At 51.7% G+C, this 16,357-nt stretch carries 21 protein-coding genes and 1 riboswitch; of the genes, 1 reads left to right on the top strand and 20 read right to left on the bottom strand.

What is annotated here, in order from left to right; genetic code table 11:
- Positions 1–174: 174 nt before the first annotated feature.
- A riboswitch (cobalamin riboswitch) is annotated at positions 175–354 on the bottom strand.
- A gap of 111 nt (positions 355–465) precedes the next feature.
- Complete coding sequence (cobO, locus tag BLR06_RS07545; protein ID WP_092070735.1) at positions 466–999, bottom strand: cob(I)yrinic acid a,c-diamide adenosyltransferase; 534 nt, start codon at positions 997–999, stop codon at positions 466–468.
- 205 nt (positions 1,000–1,204) lie between these two features.
- On the opposite strand from cobO, the gene BLR06_RS07540 reads away from it, so the two are divergent.
- Positions 1,205–2,914, top strand: coding sequence for an ABC transporter ATP-binding protein/permease (locus BLR06_RS07540; RefSeq protein WP_092070732.1), 1,710 nt, complete (start codon positions 1,205–1,207; stop codon positions 2,912–2,914).
- Positions 2,915–2,964: 50 nt separating this feature from the next.
- Here BLR06_RS07540 and BLR06_RS07535 read toward each other — a convergent pair whose 3' ends face one another.
- The 19 genes from BLR06_RS07535 to prfA form a co-directional block, all read right to left on the bottom strand.
- A complete protein-coding gene (locus BLR06_RS07535; protein ID WP_092070729.1) occupies positions 2,965–3,390 on the bottom strand; it encodes a flavodoxin in 426 nt (141 codons plus the stop codon).
- A 373-nt stretch (positions 3,391–3,763) separates the two neighbouring features.
- The gene (locus BLR06_RS07530; RefSeq protein ID WP_092070726.1) at positions 3,764–4,024 is read right to left on the bottom strand and encodes an STAS domain-containing protein; all 261 of its coding nucleotides are present in this window, start codon (positions 4,022–4,024) and stop codon (positions 3,764–3,766) included.
- A gap of 63 nt (positions 4,025–4,087) precedes the next feature.
- Entirely contained in the window at positions 4,088–4,381 is a 294-nt protein-coding gene (locus BLR06_RS07525) for a DUF2325 domain-containing protein (protein WP_092070723.1), read from the bottom strand.
- 199 nt (positions 4,382–4,580) lie between these two features.
- Complete coding sequence (locus BLR06_RS07520; protein WP_092070720.1) at positions 4,581–5,363, bottom strand: NAD-dependent deacylase; 783 nt, start codon at positions 5,361–5,363, stop codon at positions 4,581–4,583.
- Positions 5,364–5,619: 256 nt separating this feature from the next.
- On the bottom strand, positions 5,620–6,558 hold the full coding sequence (locus BLR06_RS07515) for a DUF1848 domain-containing protein (RefSeq protein WP_092070717.1): 939 nt from the start codon (positions 6,556–6,558) through the stop codon (positions 5,620–5,622).
- Positions 6,555–6,815 carry a helix-turn-helix transcriptional regulator gene (locus tag BLR06_RS19985; protein ID WP_245698062.1) on the bottom strand — a complete coding sequence of 87 codons (261 nt, stop codon included), beginning with the start codon at positions 6,813–6,815 and terminating at the stop codon, positions 6,555–6,557. Before BLR06_RS19985 ends, BLR06_RS07515 begins: the two co-directional genes overlap by 4 nt.
- Before the next feature lie 37 nt (positions 6,816–6,852).
- Positions 6,853–7,119 (bottom strand): Ada metal-binding domain-containing protein, encoded by a 267-nt coding sequence (locus tag BLR06_RS19980; RefSeq protein ID WP_245698061.1) that lies wholly within the window; start codon positions 7,117–7,119, stop codon positions 6,853–6,855.
- A 14-nt stretch (positions 7,120–7,133) separates the two neighbouring features.
- Complete coding sequence (locus tag BLR06_RS07505; RefSeq protein ID WP_245698060.1) at positions 7,134–7,721, bottom strand: DNA-3-methyladenine glycosylase family protein; 588 nt, start codon at positions 7,719–7,721, stop codon at positions 7,134–7,136.
- A 16-nt stretch (positions 7,722–7,737) separates the two neighbouring features.
- Positions 7,738–8,211, bottom strand: a complete 474-nt coding sequence (locus tag BLR06_RS07500) for a methylated-DNA--[protein]-cysteine S-methyltransferase (RefSeq protein ID WP_092070711.1) — start codon at positions 8,209–8,211, stop codon at positions 7,738–7,740.
- A 153-nt stretch (positions 8,212–8,364) separates the two neighbouring features.
- Positions 8,365–8,865: a preQ(1) synthase gene (gene queF, locus BLR06_RS07495; protein ID WP_092070708.1), complete on the bottom strand. Its 501-nt coding sequence runs from the start codon at positions 8,863–8,865 to the stop codon at positions 8,365–8,367.
- Between the two features lie 143 nt (positions 8,866–9,008).
- The gene (gene upp / locus BLR06_RS07490; RefSeq protein WP_092070705.1) at positions 9,009–9,644 is read right to left on the bottom strand and encodes a uracil phosphoribosyltransferase; all 636 of its coding nucleotides are present in this window, start codon (positions 9,642–9,644) and stop codon (positions 9,009–9,011) included.
- Positions 9,645–9,654: 10 nt separating this feature from the next.
- The gene (locus tag BLR06_RS07485) at positions 9,655–10,890 is read right to left on the bottom strand and encodes a serine hydroxymethyltransferase (protein ID WP_092070702.1); all 1,236 of its coding nucleotides are present in this window, start codon (positions 10,888–10,890) and stop codon (positions 9,655–9,657) included.
- A gap of 57 nt (positions 10,891–10,947) precedes the next feature.
- On the bottom strand, positions 10,948–11,514 hold the full coding sequence (locus BLR06_RS07480; protein WP_217636856.1) for a TIGR01440 family protein: 567 nt from the start codon (positions 11,512–11,514) through the stop codon (positions 10,948–10,950).
- Between the two features lie 30 nt (positions 11,515–11,544).
- A complete protein-coding gene (rpiB, locus tag BLR06_RS07475; RefSeq protein ID WP_092070699.1) occupies positions 11,545–11,982 on the bottom strand; it encodes a ribose 5-phosphate isomerase B in 438 nt (145 codons plus the stop codon).
- 40 nt (positions 11,983–12,022) lie between these two features.
- Entirely contained in the window at positions 12,023–12,493 is a 471-nt protein-coding gene (locus BLR06_RS07470) for a low molecular weight protein arginine phosphatase (protein ID WP_092070696.1), read from the bottom strand.
- A gap of 145 nt (positions 12,494–12,638) precedes the next feature.
- On the bottom strand, positions 12,639–13,238 hold the full coding sequence (locus BLR06_RS07465) for a manganese efflux pump MntP (RefSeq protein ID WP_092070693.1): 600 nt from the start codon (positions 13,236–13,238) through the stop codon (positions 12,639–12,641).
- A 78-nt stretch (positions 13,239–13,316) separates the two neighbouring features.
- Positions 13,317–14,363, bottom strand: coding sequence for an L-threonylcarbamoyladenylate synthase (locus tag BLR06_RS07460; RefSeq protein WP_092070690.1), 1,047 nt, complete (start codon positions 14,361–14,363; stop codon positions 13,317–13,319).
- Position 14,364: 1 nt separating this feature from the next.
- Entirely contained in the window at positions 14,365–15,240 is an 876-nt protein-coding gene (prmC, locus tag BLR06_RS07455) for a peptide chain release factor N(5)-glutamine methyltransferase (protein ID WP_092070688.1), read from the bottom strand.
- Between the two features lies 1 nt (position 15,241).
- Positions 15,242–16,309: a peptide chain release factor 1 gene (gene prfA / locus BLR06_RS07450; protein ID WP_092070685.1), complete on the bottom strand. Its 1,068-nt coding sequence runs from the start codon at positions 16,307–16,309 to the stop codon at positions 15,242–15,244.
- Positions 16,310–16,357 lie beyond the last annotated feature (48 nt).

Below are 16,357 nucleotides of genomic sequence, written 5' to 3'. Positions count from 1 at the left end.
ATACAGATTAGCCATCAGTTTCACGCTAAACCGTGCATTACCCTGTCTCCTCCAAAAGTCAGTATCTTCGGAAACAAAAAGTCCTGGCCGTAAAAGCCAGGACGAAAATGCACAATGTTAACACGCTGTATGAGCTGAATTGCACAAATCCCCTCCCCGTCACTCGCAGGTCAATCGGTGATTGATGTACAGGCAGTTCTCCTGGCTCTGGATCATTGCTATCCAACCCTTCCCAGGGCAATACCCCAGTGGCATGTTGGATTTGCTCTCCCATTACAGTGGCGGGACCGCGCCGGCATTGCACCGGACTTCCCTATTAAGCCCAAAACGGGCACCTGTACCAAACAATATTCATTTTTTGATATTTACGCTATTAGTATTACATTTCTGCAAACGATTGTCAAGTTATGCTTATTTAAATTTCGAAATTGACTGCCAGACAGCAAATCCACGCTTATTTTATTTTTAAAATTCAATTCCCTTCTGGGCTTTTACGCCTTGCTGATACGGATGCTTGACCGCTCTCATTTCGGTCACCAAATCAGCGCAGTCAATAAGTTCAGGCCGCGCGTCACGCCCGGTAAACACCAGATGCATTTGGCCGGATTTTAGTCCGATCAGTTCCAGACATTCACTGACCGTTACCAGGCCAAATTTGACGGCATAATTAATTTCATCCAAAATAATCAGATCCCAGCCGCCTGACGCGATTTCCGCCCGGGCAATCGCCAAAGCCGTCTGGGCGGCGCTTTGATGATCGGCATTGGCATTTGCCTTAGCATGCTTGACAAAACCTTCGCCCAGCTGCCTGATAACAAAATCCGGCCCCAGCTTTTCCGCTGCTTTCAGTTCACCATATTTCCAGTTGCCCTTAATAAACTGGACAACCAAAACCCTTAATCCCTGGCCCCAGGCCCGCAGAGCCAGGCCCAGCGCGGCCGTTGTTTTTCCCTTGCCATTGCCGGTATTGACAATAACCAGCCCTTTTGTGTCCGGCATCATATCCTCCCTTTCTGACCAACCTTCTTATTCATCACTGCAGTCAAAGAATACCTTGTTCATTTTTTCTTGTCAAGCCGGACATGCCATAAAGCAGCCTGTGCCGCAACTGATTTTAAATAAAACAACATACTTCCCCTGAATTTGCATATAATTTCTTGCTTTGACCAAACAAGGCAGCCTGAAGAGGGGAGTTGAAAAAGCATTGCAGACAAAATTCAGGCTAACCAGGTTAGCGCTCTCTTTCTGGGCTTCACGCACAGGCTTACAGGCCTGGGGCTTCTCGCTGCTCGTCATCCTGTGCACAGTGATACTGGTCAGCCTTAATTTAATGTTAAATCAATGGCAGGGCGATTTTTACAACCAACTCCAGCAATATAATTTCAGCGGATTTATCGATACCCTGGTTCAGTTTTTATTGATAGCGGGTATTTATATTGTCATCTCCGGTCACCAGGTCTATTTTCGTCTTATTCTCCAGCTCCGGTGGCGTCAGCATCTGACCGGGCAGTATATTCACCGTTGGCTTTACCAGCGGACCTATTATCACCTGAATATCTTAGGGTCAGCCATTGACAATCCCGCCCAGCGAATCAGCGAAGATATCAATTTGTTTGTCGATAACACGTTGGACTTAGTAACCGGCCTGCTGCGCCACACGGTCACGCTGGCCATGTTTTCAGTAGTGCTGTGGCAATTATCGGGCACAATCCGGCTGGAAATAGGCGGCTATGGCCTGACCATCGCCGGTTATCTCGTTTGGGCCGCATTTGTCTACTCGCTGGCCGGCACCTGGATTACCGTCCGGGTCGGCCGTCCGCTGATTATGCAAAGCGTCGTGCAGCAGAGCGCCGAAGCCGAATTTCGCTCACGTCTGGACCGGATCAGGGAACATGATGAATGTATCATTCTTTATGGCGGTGAAACAAAAGAAAAGACCAGCTTAGCCTGCCACTTCCAAAAAATTGCCGCCAATTGCCTGCAAATTGCTAAATCAACCAAAACCCTTACCCTGTTGACCGCCGCCTACGCCCAAATATCGGTTGTATTCGCTTTCCTTATGGCTGCGCCGCGCTATTTTAATCATGAAATCCAGTTAGGACAACTGTTCGAAATTTCCGGCGCCTATTGGTATGTCCACTCGGCCTTATCCTATATTGTTGACAGCTTTCGCAAAATCGCGTTATGGAAAGCGCTCATGCACCGTCTGGACGGCTTCAGCTCAGCGATGGCTGAAGTACAAGCCCGCAAAGTCAAACAGGGTTCCATCGTTGAGCAGCGCAATCCGCTGTTCCGGGTTACCGGCCTTACCATTGTCAGCCTGTCCGGTGAACCCTTAATTAAAAACCTTTCCTTCGCTCTGCAGCACACGGACCGGCTGCTCATCAGCGGGCCGGCCGGCAGCGGCAAAACTACGCTGTTTCGGACCCTAGCCGGCATTTGGCCCAACTTCAGCGGTCAAATTGCCAAACCGGCGGAACAATATGCCATGTTTCTTCCGCAAACCCCCTACTTTCCTATTGATTCGCTGCGCAATGTGTTGCTCTATCCACAAATTACCAATGCCCTGTCTGCTGAACAACTTAATTCGATTCTGACGGTGTGCAATCTTCCTAAACTCACCGGCAAGCTAAACCGGCTGGAAGACTGGAGCAAAGTATTATCGGCAGGCGAACAGCAATGCCTGTCCATCGCCCGGGCCATTTTACATCAGCCGGAATGGTTATTTCTCGATGAAGCCACTTCCAGTCTGGATAAGGCAACCGAACAGCACATCTTTGACCTGCTTCGTAAAACCATGCCCGCCACCGCCCTGATCAGCATCGGCCACCAGGACGCGCTCCGGCCTTATCATACCCTCAATTTAATGATTAGCGGCAACGGCAGCTGGCAGCTCGTTCAGCTAAAAAAATAAAACCACGCAGGCTTTCCCTGTTGGGGAATCACCTGCGTGGTTTTATTTCATCAGCCGTTTAATTTACGGCCCAAGGCTTTACATTCTTCCAATGCGCTGTCATCCGGATTATTCATGACAATCAGCCCTTCGGCGACCAGCGATGCGCCATGCTCAGACATCCGGGCCGACCAGTCCTGCATCCATTCGCCATTGCCCCAGCCATAGGAGCCGAACAGAGCCAGGGATTTGCCTGAAACCAGGGATTCAATCGAAGCGACAAATGGTTCCATTTCAGACTCTTCCAGCACTTCCGCTCCCATCGAAGGACAACCCAGGGCGATTGCATCGGCATTTTTTACTGTATCCGCCGTTGCTTCACTGACTGACAGCAAGGACACTTCGGTCTGGTCATTTTTTGCTCCTTCGGCTACGGCCTTAGCCATTTCTTCGGTATTCCCGGTGCCGCTCCAATAAATTACAGCAACTTTTTTCATAGCTATTCCTCCTAAATATGTAAGTAATATTGGCTCAACACGGCTAAGCAGCTTTTTGTTCGCTTAGACCCCGCTGCGCCTTAATACCGCTCCCTGCGGACAGTACGCCCGGTGTAGTCCGGCAGGATAGGTTGTCTGCCGGACTACACTTACAACGCCAAGCGCTGCATGTGCTCGCAACCCTTAATCTGGGGCTAACGCGTTGGCGTCAATCGGCATACGCTCGGTAGGCCTCATTCCACTGCCTGGCCTTACGAAAAATCGCCTCGCCATTATCTTGCAGATTGGCGAGTATCAGCCGGGCAACCACGCGCAAGCTGTCCTGTTAAGAGCTGCAGAACACTAGAGAGCGGTATTAATACACCAGAACTGCCTAACCGGCAATGCGACCTGCAGCATCTTCAAAGATTAATTCCCCACCCTTTTTATCAACTTGATCGCGAACATACCGGAACATCATTAAGCCATGCTGGTCAAGATCACTGACATTATTCAGATTAACAATAATCTTTTGATAGCCATATTGCAGGCGGTTGAGCAAGTGATTGCGCAAAAATTCAACATGCGCGGCACAAACAGCGCCGCTGATGTTCATGTAGACCTGACAAGCATCGGCTTTGACCCAAATTGACATACGTTCACGCTCCTTTAACCTAATCTACTGCTGTATTCTCCCCGGCTTCGGACTTGTCCGCCATCAACAGCTCATTACGCCCGAATCCATCAATTGCTTTTCGACAGCACCCCAGGAACGTTTGGCAAATACTAAAGGAATTTCCTGTGTTTTCGCTACCGACTTGATCATTTTAGCTGTGTTATGGTTAACATAGTCGGTCAATACCAATACAAATGAAGTATTTTTGGGTAGATTAATCTTGTTCCTGTTGGCTGCTTTGCGCCCGGTGATATGTATCAATTCAGTAACACCCATTGAATATAAGTTTTTCTCAATCCCCCCAAGATAGTCGGCTCCAATGATGACAACGGACATGAAAGCACCCTCCTTTTAACCTGTTATGATAACCATTATCATTATAACCAGAAAAAAAATAACCTAATAAAGGATATTTTTTAAGCTTATTTAGCTATTATGATAATGATTATCATTTATATTTATATGTTAGCTATTTTTCATTGCTTTGTCAAGCGTTTTTGTACTACTTATTTTGACACACTTCGCAGTATTCTGCCTACTGCATAGCTAAAATCAGATTCCGGAGCTTGACCAGAACCTGTCCGGCCGCCTCCCGCACAATCCAATCGGCCTGCTGGTCGTAAGACGTGCTGTCCTGATTGATAATCAGCAGCTTGGCCCTGTTGTCTAGCGCTGCCTGCGGGCAGTAGCTGGCAGGAGCTACCAGCAGGGACGAACCAATGACAATCAGCAAATCGGCCTGGCTGCAGGCAGCAATTGCTGACTGCCAGGCTTGGCTGGGCAGCGGCTCCCCGAACAGCACGACATCCGGCCGAAGCAAGCCCTGGCATTTAGGGCACCGGCACTCCTGGCCATGACGGTACGTACCTTCCTGATAAGCGCGTTCCCATTCGCTTCCTTCCGGCACTAGCGTTCTGCTGTCATAAACGGCCTGGCAGTTCAGACAGCTTACCGTTCGCAGCGTTCCATGCAGTTCAAGCACCTCCCGGCAGCCTGCCCGCTGATGCAGACCATCAACATTTTGCGTAACCACCTGGCTTAGATAGCCGGCTTTTTGCAGTTCAGCCAAAGCCTGGTGCCCGGCATGGGGTTGTATTGACCAAAGTTTGGCAATCCGCCATTGATAAAAGAAATAGAATTCGTCAGGCTGGCCAACAAGCGCCTCCATGGTCGCCAGACTTTCCGGCCGCTGTTTCCACAAGCCCCGGGCTGAGCGAAAATCCGGCAAACCGGACTCGGTGCTCATCCCTGCTCCGGTAAACGCAATAACCCGCCGGGCTTGCCGCCAGCAGTCGGCTACAGCAATCAGTTGTCTCATCGTCGTTGCCTCCTGATCCACCCTAAGAGAATGAACCCGGACGGGAGTCCGGGTTCATTCTCTTAGGGTGTGGATTTGTGTGTGGAATGGAAATTACTGAGCCGGCAACAAAAACGGAAAAGTATTCTTTTTTCGTTCCCAGGCTCATGGATTCAGTTAATTGTTCACGTATAGTATAATCATACCATATTTAGCTGGAAGATCAATCTATTCACCGTAAAAATAGCCAAATTTTTTAAAAATTAAATCAATTTCCTTAAAACAATGAACGTTGTTTTATTTTTATGGAAGCAGAATCCCTGGCTGTGACGACTTCATCGCCGCGGGGATAACCAATCAGCAGCGGAGACTGCGGATCATGCCGCTCCATATTATTCCGGGCGGTTTCTTCGCTTGTTGTGGCATAGCAATAGACGCAGCCGTGCCGGCAACAGTCATAAGTGCCGATATCCACGCTTTCAATGCACCGGCAGGCAGCCCGCTGATTAGAATCCTTTTTGGCCCTGACCGGACTGCCCGCAATGGTTTCAATCATGGTTTGGTCAATACAGGCCGCAGGATGAATATGATACCTGCTGAGCTCCACCGTTTCAGCACAGGCTGCCAGAGTGAAGCCGCGGTTTTTGGCGACTCCGGCGAAGCCCCGGGCAATCCGGTCGATCTCGGCCGGACCGGCTTCGCACTCGGCAAATTCCTTCATTTTCCGGTGTACCTTTGGATATAGATCAATAAAGCTGAAAATACACCGTTCCGTATAGTCAGCCAAAATATCGGCCATTTTGCCAAACCGGTCTAAATGATATTCCACCGAAAATGCCCTGCTTACAATGACCGGGTCATAGCGCCACACGATACGCTTCCTGCCGATCTTGTCACTGAGACGCTTGAAGGTGTCCATAAGTTCTGTTTTGTCCGGCAGCCGCTTTTCTACCGCGCTGCCGTAGGGCGTAATGGTAAACTGAAAATAGTAGGTGTAGCCCATGTTGTCAAGCAATTCCAGACGGTTAAGCATCGGCCGGGGATTTTTGGTCCAGAAAACAATACAGTCGACCTTCTCCGGCCCTAAGTCCACACGGGTCAGACGGCCAAAATTGCGGGGATGCCTGATAAAAGCGGCGCCTGCTTTCAACCGGTGAATGAGCCATTCTGAATAAAAAGCAGGGATATCGGTACGCCTGCTGGCGCTGATAATCACTTCACATCACCCTTACGCTTTGTTTTGCGGTATTCATGCGGCGTCATGCCGATTTGCCGTTTAAAAAAATAATAAAAAGTGGATAAACTGCCAAAGCCGCATGCCAGAGCTATTTGCACGATATTGTCCCTTGATCCGGCAAGCAGGCCGGCTGCTTTGTTCACCCGCAGCTTATTGAGGTATTCTACCGGCGTCTGATGATACTGCCGGCGGAATAAGTTGATTAAATGATTCTGGCTGATGCCCAGTTGTTTCAATTCTCCTGCAAGTCGGCGGCGGTTTGCAAAACAGGTATCAAAAATTGTTTTTGCTTTCTTCCATCAAATCACGGTTCGGCCTGTATTCCGGCAAATCAGGCCGGCACCTTTTGCAGGGGCGCAGCCCCCAGGCATAAGCCTGCTCAATTGAGTCAAAAAATTGGACGTTATTTCTTAAAGGCAGTCTTGAGCGGCAGGAGGGCCGGCAGAAAATCCCGGTTGTGGTAATACCATAAAAAAATACGCCGTCATAGCCAGGATCGGATTGCCTGACCGCCTCCCACTTTTCATCATCTGTCGGCATTGGCTGTACCTCTTTTACTTCTTCAAATTACTGTCCGCAGCAATCTCCCACAGGTAGAAGGAGGCAATGGTACCAAAAGGCGAGTAGCGCCGCCGGTATTTCTCGAACTTAGCCCGGTCCAGCTTCCTGTGCCGGTACAGCAGCATCATCCCGCGCCGGATCGCCAGGTCACCCCAGCTTACAACATCCTTGCGCTGCAGGCAAAAGGTCATCAACATTTCCGCTGTCCACCGGCCTACGCCAGGCAGTGCGGACAGCCGCCGGCATACTTCCTCATCCGGTAATTTTGCCAGGCCGGCAATGTTAAACGCACCGGAGTCCACGGCTTGGGCAATGTTTTTAATATACAGCGCCTTTTTCATCGTAATGCCGCATTGCTGAACTTCCTCAGCCGTTTTTACAACCAAATTTTCCGGAGTAATTTCGGTAAAGCGCTCCTGCATCCGCAGCCAAATAGTATCAGCCGCTTTCATCGAAATTTGCTGCCCGACAATGCTGTTGACAAGCGCGGCAAACAAATCGGGAATGACGGCCCGCTCAACCAAACCAATGCGATCAATGACTTGGCCCAGCTTTTTGTCCTGCTGTTTCAAATAATCCAATTCTGTCTGCCCGTAGTTAAAAAACGCCATGCCGCTTTTCCAGTCCCAGCAGATATTTCTTGATATCGAGGCCCCCCAGATATCCGGTCAGTTGCCCCTTGGCTCCAATGACCCGGTGGCAGGGAATAAAAACGGGCAGGGGATTGCGCCGGTTGGCATTGCCCACTGCTCTGGCCGCCGAGGGCTTGCCAATCCTTTGGGCGACCTCTTGGTAACTCAGGGTTTGACCATAGGGGATTGCGCCTACGGCTTGCCAAACGCGCTGCCTGAATGCCGTTCCGGCCGGCGCCAAAGGGACTGCAAACTGTCTGCGCCGGCCGGCCAGATACTCCAGCAGCTGTCGTCCGGCTTCCCGGAGCAGTTCGGTTTGAGCCTGAACTGCATCCGGCGGTACGGTTGCCGCCCCAAAATACAGTTCGGTAACTGCCTGGCCGTTTTCTGCTATTCCGATATCACCAATGTCTGTTTGATAAAAAAACACTCTTTTCATCCGCTCACCCGCTATCCCGCAAAATATCCCCTGTTGGTAATGCAAGTATAGCAAAACCGCACTCCGCTGTCTTATGGTTTTTCCCCAAGTAATTTTTCACCAAGCTCTGCTGTCTGCCGGCAGGCCAACCTGCTACCGCACCAATCCTATGATTTACCGGTTATCAACCTTCTCCATTGCAAGCAAATCATGGTGTTGCATTCTAAACCAGGCAAGCTCTTGATATTTAGTGCCGGGACGGCCGTAATTGCAATACGGATCAATGGAAATTCCGCCGCGCGGCAGGAACTTCCCCCATACTTCCAGGAAGCGCGGCTGCAATAGCGCAACAAGATCTTTCATGATGATATTGACTACATCTTCGTGAAAACCGCCATGGTTTCTAAAACTAACCAAATATAATTTTAGTGATTTACTTTCCACCATTTTAACATCCGGCAGATAATTGATGTAGATTGCGGCGAAATCCGGCTGCCCGGTGATCGGGCACAGGCTGGTAAACTCCGGACAATTAAATTTTACCCAGTAATCATTTTCCGGATGCCGGTTATTAAAAGCTTCCAGAATACCCGGGCTGTATTCATAAGAGTACCCAACCCCCTGATTGCCCAGCAGGGTAAGTCCTGCTAATTTCTCCTGCTTAGCTTGCGTCACTGCATTCACTCCTTTGTTGCCGTACTTTGCCCGCTCTTAACTCCGGCTTGCGCAGGAAAGTCTTAGATCAGGTTACCCGGCGGATAAATCAGGGGCGGTTTATGGTGGCAACAGCCACAATAAGACCACCCCTTTCCTTAAATCTATTTTGTGCCAAAAATGCGGTCGCCGGCATCGCCTAAGCCCGGGACTATGTAGCCGTGGTCATTCAGGCGCTCATCAACTGCAGCGGTATAGATTTCCACATCCGGATGGGCGTCATTGACTACTTTAACCCCTTCCGGCGCTACTACCAGACACATCAGTTTGATGTTTTTCCCGCCATTGCGTTTTAAGAGGTCGATTGCGGCAACAACTGAACCGCCGGTTGCCAGCATGGGGTCAATGATGACCAGCTCCCGTTCATGAACATCGGTAGGCAGCTTGCAATAGTATTCCACCGGCGTCAGTGTATCGGGGTCGCGATACAGCCCGACATGCCCCACCTTGGCGGCCGGAATCAGCTTGAGCACTCCGTTGACCATCCCCAGCCCGGCCCGCAGAATGGGAATAACGCCAATTTTTTTGCCGCTAAGGCGCTTGCAGCGGCATGGTCCCACCGGCGTGGTTACCTCTGTATCCTCCAGCGGCAGCTCCCGCGTTATTTCATAGGCCATCAGCATGGCGATTTCCTCGAGCAGCTCACGGAACTCTTTCGTCCCCGTTTCTATATCCCGGATAAACGTCAGCTTATGCTGAATCAGCGGGTGGTTAATTACATTGATCTTTAAATCAGTCATCACAATTCTCCTATGCATATAGTGGATATTTCTCGCAAAGTTCAGTTACCAGGTTCCGGGCGCGGGCTTTTACCGCTTCATCCTGCGGGTTATTCAATACCAGCCCGATAATCTCACCCACAACGTCCATATCGGCTTCTTTCAGGCCTCGCGTGGTCAGGGCGGGCGTTCCTATACGAATGCCGCTGGTAACAAAGGGGCTGGTCGGGTCAAAGGGAATGGCATTTTTATTGACCGTAACGCCAATCTCATCCAGCAGCCTTTCCGCTTCCTTGCCGGTCAGGTTTTGCCCGCGTACGTCAACCAGAATTAAATGATTGTCCGTCCCGCCGGAAATCAGGCTGAAACCTGTTTCAGACAGTTTGACGGCCAGGGCGCGGGCATTTTTTACAATTTGTTCCTGATAGAGCTTAAACTCATCCGTCATTGCTTCTTTTAAGGCCACCGCCTTTGCGGCAATCACATGCATCAGCGGACCTCCCTGGATTCCGGGGAAAACCGCTTTATTAATGGCGGCCGCCAGCTGCTGACGGCACAGGATAATGCCGCCGCGCGGGCCGCGCAGTGTTTTATGCGTGGTTGTTGTCACGACATCGGCGTGCGGCACAGGACTGGGGTGCAGTCCCGCAGCCACCAGACCGGCAATGTGGGCCATATCCACCATAAACAGCGCCCCTGCCTCACGGGCAATTTGTCCCAGCAAGGCAAAATCAATGACGCGCGAATAGGCGCTGGCGCCGGCTACCAGCATCCTGGGCTTATGCTCCAAGGCCAGCCTGCGCACTTCATCATAGTCGATACGCTGCTCGTTTTCATCAACGCCATAAGGAATAATCTTAAAGTATTTACCTGAAATATTCACCGGACTGCCATGGGTCAAATGACCGCCATGCGCCAGGTTCATTCCCAGAATGGTATCGCCTGGCTGCAGGCAGGCGAAATACACTGCCGTATTGGCCTGAGCGCCCGAATGAGGCTGCACATTGGCATGTTCAGCTCCAAACAACGCCTTGGCCCGGTCAATGGCCAGCTGTTCAACCACATCCACATGCTCGCAGCCCCCGTAATACCGTTTACCAGGGTAACCTTCAGCATATTTATTGGTCAGCACAGAGCCCTGGGCTTCCATCACCGCCGGGCTGACAAAGTTTTCCGAGGCAATCAGCTCCAGCTTGTTTTGCTGCCGCCTGAGCTCAAGCTCAATGGCCTGAGCTATTTCCGGATCGCTATTTGCAAGTAAATTCACTATTCATTCCCCGCTTCATTAATTATTGGTACTAGCACCGTGCGGTACTAGTACGTACTAGCGTAATGCCTCCGGCGGTAATTCATATACCGCCCGCCCTCCGCCAATCAGTCTCGGCCGGGTACGGGCCGCTGTTACGCCGGCCTGCCCAATCGTTTTGCAGGCTAACCGCACCGGAACCGCGACCCGTTTTAAATGCATGCCAATTAAGGTACTGCCAATGTCCAGTCCCGCATGAGCCTCAATTGACTCTACCACTACCGAATCGCTAAAGGCGCGCATTGCCCTGGCCGCCAGAGCGCCGCCGGCGGTTGGCACCGGTACCACGGCGACCTGCTCCAGGGCATATTTCTCCATTGCCTGCCGCTCAACCACCAGCGCCCGGTTCAAATGTTCGCAGCATTGCACAGCCAAAAAAATATGATATTGGCGGCAGACACGATCAAGCTGCTCAAAAATAATCCGGGCTGTTTCCGGTGAACCGCCTGTGCCGATTTGTGCGCCCAGCACCTCGCTGGTACTGCAGCCGACAACCAAAATCTGTCCGGCGGTCAGACCCGATTTTTGGATTAATTCTCCGGCAGCCTCCCGGACCTGACGGCCAATATCCGAAGTTTCCCCCACTGCTAACGCCTCCTGCACCACAATTTTCGGTCAGCTTTCCAAATCGGCAATTTGACAAACCCGGCGCGCGTGACGCCCGCCGGCAAACTCCGTTGTCAGCCATTTTTCAGCAACCGCCCGGGCCAGCCCGAAACCAATCACCCGCTCGCCCATCGTCAAAACATTGGCATCATTATGCTCGCGTGACATTTGCGCCGAATACACATCATGGCACAGCGCCGCCCTGATGCCCTTAATTTTATTAGCGGCAATCGACACTCCAATGCCTGTTCCGCAAATAATAATCCCCCGGTCGAATTCGCCCCCGGCCACGGCCTGCGCAACATTGCCGGATATCTCCGGATAATCTACCGATTTGGTCGAATAAGTGCCAAAATCATGAAATTGAACATTGAGTTCACTCATCAGCTGCTTTAATTCTTCTTTAAGACGAAATCCCCCATGGTCACTGCCGATTGCTACACGCAAATTTAATCCCACCTAAACCACTAAATTTATTTTCCGTATACTAGCCTTTTTTTCCTGCCAGTGCAGTAATTTTCTCCCAGGCCTGCTCCAGCAATTGTTCAATCTGCGCGGCGCAGGCCTGGTAAATTTCCGCGCTGCCGCCAAACGGGTCAGTCACCTGACCGGCTCCGCCCGCAAATTCCGCCAGAGTATAAAGCTTGTCCCCGGCAGAGGGAACAATATGTAAAACAGCTCCTTTATGGCCTGCCGTCATCGTTAAGACAAGATCGGCCGCCTCAACATCTTTCGGCAGCAGCTGGCGGGAATAATGACTGGTTAAATCAATGCCCTTAGCGCTCATCGCGAGATAAGCGCCTGTGGATGCCGGCGCTTCGGCCCCGGCTGCCACTCCGGCCGAAAATACCCTAATTTTATCCTCCAGTTGATGCTGCCTGACTTTCTCTTTCAAAATGGCTTCAGCCATTGGGCTGCGACAGGTGTTTCCTGTACAGACAAATAAAATTCGCAGCATTTCTCTTACCTCCAACAGTACAGCGCCAACCTTAAAACGGACGGCGGCAGAAAATAGGGCCGGTGTCCGCACGCAAAGGTTGATGTGTACTAGTATATCGCTACCGCCTTCATTTTATCACACCAGATCATGATCCTAAAGATTTTCATGTCAATACCTGCCATAAAACATGGATGCCTAATGCCACCAGCACGGTACCGCCGATCAGTCCTGATTTTCCCCCCAGATAGCGTCCGGCCCTCCGGCCCAGCCCTAAGCCCAGAATGGCAATGATAAAAATTACCGCTCCCAAAATTGTACTAAGCTTGAGCAAATCCACATCCATCATGCCCAGGCTAAACCCTGCAGCCAGAGCGTCAACACTGACGCTGGCGGCCAATACCACCAGCGCCGGCCCTTTCAGCGGATGATGCTTATTGCCGCCAGGCTGCGTCACAGCGGCACTTTCCCTGATCATATGAATTCCCAGGCCAGCCAGCACCAGTGACCCCAGAATGCTGGCCCAGTTCTCCATGAGCAAAACCGGGCAGTCGCTATGATAGCTGCCGAAATGTTCCACTACATGCCCCATCCAGTGCCCCAGATGATACCCGCCAAGAATCATCAGAATATGGAATACGGCGAAAACAACGGCTGCCCGCAAAATAATTCTCAGCCGTACCCTGTTCATGCCTATTGGTATAGCTACCGAAAATAAATCCGTTCCCAGCGCCACGCTTAATACCAGCAACTCTAATCCGCCCACCGGCTTCACCCCCTCTAATGTATATGAGCAGAGTCAGGGGTATATACATTAGAGGACCGCGGGATTGCCTTGCCGCAGCTAAACCTTGATAATATGATAAGCGCTGGCTTTACGCAGCCGGTTCATAATGGCCAGGCCGAGACCTTCTTCCGGCACGCCTTCAGCATAAATAACATCAACAGGAGCAGCGTCGAAGGTTCGCAGGGCGGTATAGAGATTGGCAGCAATTGCGGCAGGGGCTCTGCAGGAGCCGTAGCAGGCAATAACAGCCTCTGCCGGCAGCCTGGCGGCAGTTTCGTCGCTGACCACAGCGCCGGCCTTTTTGCCGGCCGCCAGCGCGCCGGTCAGTTCCGCCCACAGGCGATCCTGAAGAGCTTTACTCTCGCCCTCCAGCAAAATGAGCGGTGCGTTCGGCGCATAATGAGCGTATTTCATGCCCGGTGCTTTAGGCGCAGCCTGTACGCCGCCTAAAGCCGGGGCAAATTCCACTGCGCCGAGTACTGCCGCCAGCATCTCAACCGTTATTCCCCCAGGCCGCAGCAGCGTCGGCACAGGTGTGGTACAGTCCACAATCGTTGACTCCAGGCCGATGTTTGCCGGACCGGCATCAATAATAGCGTCAATTTTGCCGGCCAGGTCGGCCAGCACCGCCTGGGCAGTCGTCGGGCTGGGCCGCCCGGAGGTATTGGCGCTGGGCGCCGCCACCGGCACCCCCGCCAGCCTGATCAGTTCCCGGGCCACGACTGAATCGGGCATTCTGACCGCAACCGTGTTTAAACCGCCGGTTACCTTATCGGGTACAACCGGGCTGCGCTCCAGCACAACCGTCAGCGGACCCGGCCAGAACTTGTTCAGCAAAATCCGGGCATTGGCCGGTACAGTCCGGACCAATTCATTCAAATCGCCCTGGTCGGCAATATGTAAAATCAGAGGGTTGTCGGAGGGCCGTCCTTTGGCCCGGAAAATGGCGCCCACAGCCTGCTCGTCCAGGCCATTGGCGCCCAGTCCGTAAACTGTTTCTGTAGGGAAAGCCACTAATCCTCCCTGTTTTAATATTTCAGCCGCCCGGCGCATACAGGCCGGATCGGGCTTTTCCTTACAAACCTGAAAGTATGTGGTTTCCATCTCACCCCTCCTGGCTTTTTCTTAAAATAACCACACGTTCAACCCCGCCATAATCCTTAATGACGGCCTCCGGCTTAAGCTGCGGCAGAGCATCCGCCAAGGACGCCACCGGGCAGGCCTGATGAATGCCTACCTCCAGAGCGATAAAACCACCTGGTTTTAGAAATTCATCGGCATCCCGGATAAGCCGGCGGTAAAAACTTAAACCATCCTGCCCGCCCGCCAGTGCTACAAGAGGTTCCTGCCGAACCTCGGGAGCCAAACCGGCAATATCGCTGTCCGGTATATAAGGAGGGTTGGATAAAATCGCATGGTACGTCTGGCCGGCAACCGGCTGATACACATCGCCCCGGTGCAGTGTAAGCCTGTCGCCCACTTGATGTTTTGCGGCATTGCCTCCGGCAACAGCCAGCGCTTTGTCCGAAATGTCGACAGCAGCGCCGCAGGCAGCAGGCAAACGGGCCAGCAGCGAAATAATAATAGCCCCGCTGCCTGTTCCGATATCCAGAATGTGCGGCTGCCCGATATTATTTAGCCTTTCCAGGGAAGCCTCAACCAGAATTTCGGTATCCGGACGGGGTATTAGCACCTCCGGCGCAACCGTAAAGTTCAGTCCCATAAACTCCTTGCAGCCGGTAATATAAGCCACCGGTATGCGGGTAGCCCGTTTTTTCACAGCCGCCCGGAACTCAGCCAGTTCATGCTGCTGCAAGGGCTGCTCAAAATGAACATACAGTTGAATCCGTTCCATCCCCAGGATATGGGAAAGCAGCACTTCAGCATCCAGACGTGGATTTTCCACGCCCTTTTCGCCAAAGTACTGCCCCGTCCATTTTAAAATACTGCCAATTGTCCAAATTTCATTTGTCTTTTTCATCTCATTCAACCTGTTTTAATTTTTCGCTCTGATCAGCAGTAACCAAGGCGGCAATCAGCTCTTCGATATCACCGTTCAACACAAAGTCAAGCTTATGCAGAGTCAGGCCGATACGATGATCGGTAACCCGGCCCTGCGGAAAATTGTAAGTACGAATCCGTTCGCTGCGGTCACCGGTGCCAACCTGACTTTTCCGGTTTTCAGCCACTTCAGCCCGCTGCTCTTCCTGCGCCAGTTCCAGTACTTTAGCCCGCAGCACCCGCATCGCTTTATCCCGGTTCTTCAACTGTGACTTCTCATCCTGGCATTGCACCACGATCCCGCTCGGTAAGTGCGTGATCCGTACCGCCGACTCAGTTTTATTGACATGCTGCCCGCCGGCGCCGCTGGCGCAGTAAGTGTCAATTCTGAGTTCGTTGGGATGAATGGCAATTTCCACCTCCTCGGCTTCAGGCAAAACCGCCACCGTTACTGTAGAGGTGTGAATCCGGCCGCTTGATTCGGTCGTCGGCACCCGCTGCACCCGATGGACGCCGCTTTCATATTTCAGCTTGCTGTAAGCACCGTAGCCATCAATGACAAAGACAACCTCTTTAAAACCGCCCAGTTCGGTTGGACTGGCGTCAAGCAGTTCTGTCCTCCAACCCTGAATTTCGGCATAACGGGTGTACATCCGGAACAAATCGCCGGCAAACAGCGCCGCTTCATCCCCGCCGGCGCCGCCGCGAATCTCCACTATAACACTTTTATCATCATTGGGATCTTTAGGCAGCAGCAGGATTGGCAGCTCTTGCTCCAATTTCGCACTCTGTTCCTTCATTTCGGCAAACTCAAGCTCAACCATTTCCCTAAAGTCGTCATCCAGTTTTTCTTTCATCATTTCCCTGGCTTCGCTCAAGGCCTGCTGAACCTTTTTGTAGTCCCTGAATTTAGCCACAATTTCACCAAGTTTAGCATGTTCCCTGGTGTATTTCCGCCACTCCTGCTGATTGGCAATAACCGCCGGGTCGCTGATTAGCGACTCCAGCTCCAAGTATTTATCTTCAACTGCCTGCAGCTTATCGAGCACACTTTCACCTCTTTATCAACTCATCCTGGGCGCCCGGTTAAATCAGCG

Origin of the sequence: Dendrosporobacter quercicolus (assembly GCF_900104455.1) — a bacterium.
GTDB lineage: Bacteria > Bacillota > Negativicutes > DSM-1736 > Dendrosporobacteraceae > Dendrosporobacter > Dendrosporobacter quercicolus.
The sequence above is the reverse complement of the archived record's forward strand: the minus strand, read 5'-3'. Positions and strand labels throughout refer to the sequence as shown.

Bases quoted from the DNA above. Each gene is read 5' to 3' on its own strand.
- prmC (WP_092070688.1), bottom strand. From the start codon at position 15,240: ATGAAAAAGACAAATGAAATTTGGACAATTGGCAGTATTTTAAAATGG.
- BLR06_RS19980 (WP_245698061.1), bottom strand. From the start codon at position 7,119: ATGCCGACAGATGATGAAAAGTGGGAGGCGGTCAGGCAATCCGATCCT.
- BLR06_RS07500 (WP_092070711.1), bottom strand. From the start codon at position 8,211: ATGAAAAGAGTGTTTTTTTATCAAACAGACATTGGTGATATCGGAATA.
- BLR06_RS07535 (WP_092070729.1), bottom strand. From the start codon at position 3,390: ATGAAAAAAGTTGCTGTAATTTATTGGAGCGGCACCGGGAATACCGAA.
- cobO (WP_092070735.1), bottom strand. From the start codon at position 999: ATGCCGGACACAAAAGGGCTGGTTATTGTCAATACCGGCAATGGCAAG.
- BLR06_RS07530 (WP_092070726.1), bottom strand. From the start codon at position 4,024: ATGTCAATTTGGGTCAAAGCCGATGCTTGTCAGGTCTACATGAACATC.
- BLR06_RS07520 (WP_092070720.1), bottom strand. From the start codon at position 5,363: ATGAGACAACTGATTGCTGTAGCCGACTGCTGGCGGCAAGCCCGGCGG.
- BLR06_RS07525 (WP_092070723.1), bottom strand. From the start codon at position 4,381: ATGTCCGTTGTCATCATTGGAGCCGACTATCTTGGGGGGATTGAGAAA.
- upp (WP_092070705.1), bottom strand. From the start codon at position 9,644: ATGACTGATTTAAAGATCAATGTAATTAACCACCCGCTGATTCAGCAT.
- BLR06_RS07460 (WP_092070690.1), bottom strand. From the start codon at position 14,363: ATGGAAACCACATACTTTCAGGTTTGTAAGGAAAAGCCCGATCCGGCC.
- BLR06_RS07470 (WP_092070696.1), bottom strand. From the start codon at position 12,493: ATGCTGCGAATTTTATTTGTCTGTACAGGAAACACCTGTCGCAGCCCA.